5 protein-coding genes are annotated in these 4107 nt (G+C 34.2%); 2 read left to right on the top strand and 3 right to left on the bottom strand.

Annotated elements, in window-relative coordinates; genetic code table 11:
* Window positions 1-47: 47 nt before the first annotated feature.
* Complete coding sequence (locus tag ABIQ28_RS06935) at window positions 48-1187, bottom strand: glycosyltransferase (protein ID WP_348036150.1); 1140 nt, start codon at window positions 1185-1187, stop codon at window positions 48-50.
* Window positions 1188-1243: 56 nt separating this feature from the next.
* Between ABIQ28_RS06935 and ABIQ28_RS06930 the strand changes: the two genes are divergently transcribed.
* Entirely contained in the window at window positions 1244-2086 is an 843-nt protein-coding gene (locus ABIQ28_RS06930) for a glycosyltransferase family A protein (RefSeq protein ID WP_348036149.1), read from the top strand.
* Entirely contained in the window at window positions 2076-2474 is a 399-nt protein-coding gene (locus ABIQ28_RS06925; protein ID WP_348036148.1) for an FdtA/QdtA family cupin domain-containing protein, read from the top strand. Before ABIQ28_RS06930 ends, ABIQ28_RS06925 begins: the two co-directional genes overlap by 11 nt.
* Here the strand turns inward: ABIQ28_RS06925 and ABIQ28_RS06920 are convergent.
* Both ABIQ28_RS06920 and ABIQ28_RS06915 read right to left on the bottom strand, forming a co-directional pair.
* Complete coding sequence (locus tag ABIQ28_RS06920) at window positions 2454-3431, bottom strand: glycosyltransferase family 2 protein (protein WP_348036147.1); 978 nt, start codon at window positions 3429-3431, stop codon at window positions 2454-2456. The genes ABIQ28_RS06925 and ABIQ28_RS06920 overlap by 21 nt on opposite strands.
* Window positions 3401-4107, bottom strand: a 707-nt coding sequence (locus ABIQ28_RS06915; protein ID WP_348036146.1) for a glycosyltransferase family 2 protein, incomplete at its 5' end; no start/stop codon positions are given. The genes ABIQ28_RS06915 and ABIQ28_RS06920, both read right to left, overlap by 31 nt.

Below are 4107 nucleotides of genomic sequence, written 5' to 3'. Positions count from 1 at the left end.
AATGTGGTTATCGGTGGTTCTCCTGCAAAAATCCTAAAGGAATTACTTTAATTTTTTATCCAGGTGTCCAGATATTTTTGTGCCACATTTTTGTAATCATGTTCTTTTTCAACAAATGCCCTCGCGTTTTTTGAAATCTCCATAATCTTTTCAGGATGTTCGATCAGCCAACTCAGTTTTTCGACTAAATAATCTACATCTGGTAAGGCATTAATCACAACGGTGTCTTCTTTTAAGCCATAATAATCCAACCATTCTTTTTCAGCCCCTGTAAAGACCACTTTCCCTTTGGCCATGGCTTCGAGAGCATTGTAACCTTGATCATAGGCATATACCATATCTAATAAAATATGGCAATCATCGTATAATTTGATGTAGTCTTTATAAGGAATATTTGATGTTGTTGCAATTTCAATTTGATTACCATATTTTTCTTCAATAATTTCTAAAGACTCAGTGAAAAATATATTGCCTTTTGTGAGCGCAGAATGCGTATTGATGCCGTGAAAAATTTTTATTTTGCCCTCAATAGTTAAAGGTTGATAAACAATTTTATTTGTGTTGATTGGGTTTGGAATGAGACCAAGATATTTTACATCATCTATCAAAGGTAAATGGTAATCCATATCAGTAGCTATGACACCAGTAAAAACACCATAGACATATTGATGCAGTAAAGTGAATTCCTTATTGACATAATGCAACTTAAATTTATAAAAATCTTTTAAAGAGTTATCTTTTAAGTATGGTGTTATTGCACTGTATTTAAAGCCGTTATTAAGCATGAATTTCACATTGGTGTGATCATAGCTACAGGACAGTAAATAGAGTTTGTCAGTTTTTGATTTTAGAAGTTCTATTAACTTTATTTCATCTTTGGGCTGGATTTGAAAAGACGATTCATTGATGAGTTGTATCACATCGAAATTTTGTAATGTCTTTAATTTTTTTTTGACTTTATAAGCTATTTCAATACTACCCAAATCGATTCCTGTCAGTTTATAAACGCCTACTTTAAGCTTGTGTAGTGTTTTATTTTGAAACGAATGGTTAATGTAAATATCCACAGGATAGTCTTTGAAACCATCTCTATTGCCAACCAATACTACCTCATGACCTAACGCTGTCAAGCCTTCCTTTAAGGAATTATGGAGCCTGCTGTATTCGCCAACCAATAAAATCCGCATAAAACAATTACATTTGTTCTCAAAAATATTAAATACTAACTGTATTAAGACTAAGAATGGAAGTTAAGTTTCCTAGTGTTGAAATTCTAGTGGCAACCATGTGTCGGACGTCTTTGGATTTTCTATGGGACATGTTCAGGAATAATAGTCACGAAGATTTTAGTATTTTAATTGTTAATCAAACTACGCCCGACAAACAGCTTGTTTCTGATTCTGATAAAATAAAGGTTATCAATAGCTTTGAATTTGGGGTTGCCAAAAGTAGAAACCTTGCCATTAGAAGTGCAACTTGTGATATTTGTTTGATGGCAGATGACGACATTGTTTATCAACCTAATCTCAAAAGTATCATTACAGATGCCTTTCTAAAACACCCAGATGCCGCGATGATTTCTTTTGAAGCGATTGATGAGGATCAGCATAAGTACACCAATTATCCGTCCGAGGGGATTCACTCTCAAAAATCATTAAAAAAGATTTACACATGGGTTATTTCTTTCAGAAGGGATATTTATCTTAAAAACAGTGTTTTTTATAATATACATTTTGGTTTTGGTGCATTCTTTAAAGGGGAAGAGGAGTATGTTTTTCTGCGAAATGCTTATAATAAAGGTCTGAAAATGATTCATGTGTCTCAGGTTATCGTACAACATCCTAATGAAAATTCAGGAAAACTTATGGGCAGTGACAACGGCATATTTGCAAGGTCAGCTGTAGCACATCGGTTTTATGGCAATTTCAGTTATCTTTGGTTGCTGAAGTATGTTTTATTTATATATCGAAATGATTATATTACTTTCAGTCAAATGTCCTCTAAATTTAGAATAGGATTAAAAGGAATTGCAAAATATAAAGCGCTGAGTAAATCCGGGGAAATCGATAATATCCATGACTCATAAATTAATAGTACTACCTAAAATTGAGGATCCAAGAGGAAATCTGTCAGTTATTGAAAATCAGACTTTTCCTTTTGAGATCAAACGTGTCTATTATTTATATGATGTTCCTAGCGGTGCTTATAGAGGTGGCCATGCCCATAAAGAACAATACGAATTATTGATCGCGGTAAGTGGAAGTTTTGAAGTGATATTGGACAACGGAGCAAAAAAGGAGACGGTCATGCTCAATAAACCCAATATAGGATTATTGATTCCTACAATGGTTTGGCGTGAGTTGCAAAACTTTTCATCTGGTTCAGTGTGTTTAGTCTTGGCGTCAGATGTGTTTGATGAAGCCGATTACATAAGAGATTATGAGCACTTCAAATTATCTAAAACTACTCCATAAAATCCCTGAATTCTGAAGTTTGCTTTTTACCTTCAAGGCTACTTTTAAACCAGTACGATTCAATTTTAATAAAGCGCGTTGCTTTGCATTTAAATTGGCAACGTTCATTGCATCAATCAAATGTTTTGCCTTCTCATCATTCCCAACCAACTTATACTGAATGGCGATGGAGAATCGGTTTAAATCTAAATATTTCTTTAAACTAGGATTGGATTTAGCGGCGTTTTCGTACACATCTAAATCGATAAATTGTCTCAAATTGGTATTTGAATTGGAAATGCGATTGTCGGAATGTAAATTATGAATGGCTGTTGCTTTATTGCTGAAAGCCACAGGGTATTTCACAGCGATTCTGATCCATAAATCTGTGTCTTCACCGGCACCCAACGTGATATTTTCATTGAAGTTTCCAACATCATCTATAATTAATTTTGGGATCATGACTGCTGAAGTCCAAGCAACACTGTTGATGACGCTGCTTTTAAAATAATCATCAACAATACCCATCCAGTTTTTTATAGTTGAAATATGTTGATACACCGAAGGAATAATAGTTTGATTGCTTTTTTTGACGTAAGCAGTGGCGTAGAGTCCGCAGTTTGGAAAGGTCTCGTAAAGCTTCTTTAAATTTTCTAAGTGCTCAGTTGTCCATAAATCATCGGCATCCAAAAATACAATCAAATTTGATGATGCTTTTTCAATCCCGTAATTTCTTGCGTAGGAAACGCCTTGGTTTTCAATAGAAAATAACTGAATCCGACCATCTGTAATACCTTCAACAATCCTTCTGCTTTTATCCGTTGCCCCGTCATTTACCACAAGGATTTCAAAGTCCTGAAAAGTTTGTGCCAAGACGCTTTCAATAGTAGCTTTGATGTGCTTTTCCTTATTATAAAGTGGAATGATTATGGAGAAAAAAGGTGTCATTATGAGTTGTGATTCTTGTATTTGAAACACATATATGATATTTTATACAATTGAAAACGTGCTATGGATGGATTTTTACCCAATAAGTTACGCTCCATTCTTTTATGTGATTTTTTATAAATAGTGCTAAATAGACCACATAGTTTGCTCTTTTTTAAAGAGATAAATAGGTGCAATAAGCTGTTGTCATGACTTGTGATTTTCCCATTTTGATAAAGATTTAGCAAGGTGTTCACTGCTTCTTTTGTTTTTGATAGAAATTGTGTGCTCGACTCAACTCCTAAATGATAAACCTCATTGTTGATGTGGAAAACCTTGATTTGATTAGCTTTAAGTAAGGCCCCAAAATACATGTCAAACCCATAACCAGAATCCACAATCTTTGAATTGATTAACGAAAAGACGCTTCTTTTAATCATGAAATTGCCAGAAACCACAATTTTATAAGGTTTTTGATTTCTGATGTTTGCATCAACTTCCTCTTTGGCTCTTCCATATTTCCATCGTAAAAGCATAGACTCTTTAGGCGGAATATTACCGTAAGCACAGCCGCCGTAAACTGCATCGTAACCTTTGGAAGTTAAGTTTAAATAGTTCTGAATAAATTCCTGAGACTTTGGTAGGACATCAGCATCTAGATATAACAACCAATTAAATACGGATTTCTCATAAAGAAGTTGTCGGGTTTTTGTTCGCCCATAATTGC

Origin of the sequence: Gelidibacter sp. (assembly GCF_039916245.1) — a bacterium.
Classification (GTDB): Bacteria; Bacteroidota; Bacteroidia; order Flavobacteriales; family Flavobacteriaceae; genus Gelidibacter.
This window is presented reverse-complemented; position numbering and strand designations above follow the sequence as displayed.

What these genes read in the sequence shown, in the direction of transcription:
- ABIQ28_RS06930 (WP_348036149.1), top strand. Translation starts at nt 1,244, where the DNA reads ATGGAAGTTAAGTTTCCTAGTGTTGAAATTCTAGTGGCAACCATGTGT.
- ABIQ28_RS06935 (WP_348036150.1), bottom strand. Translation starts at nt 1,187, where the DNA reads ATGCGGATTTTATTGGTTGGCGAATACAGCAGGCTCCATAATTCCTTA.
- ABIQ28_RS06925 (WP_348036148.1), top strand. Translation starts at nt 2,076, where the DNA reads ATGACTCATAAATTAATAGTACTACCTAAAATTGAGGATCCAAGAGGA.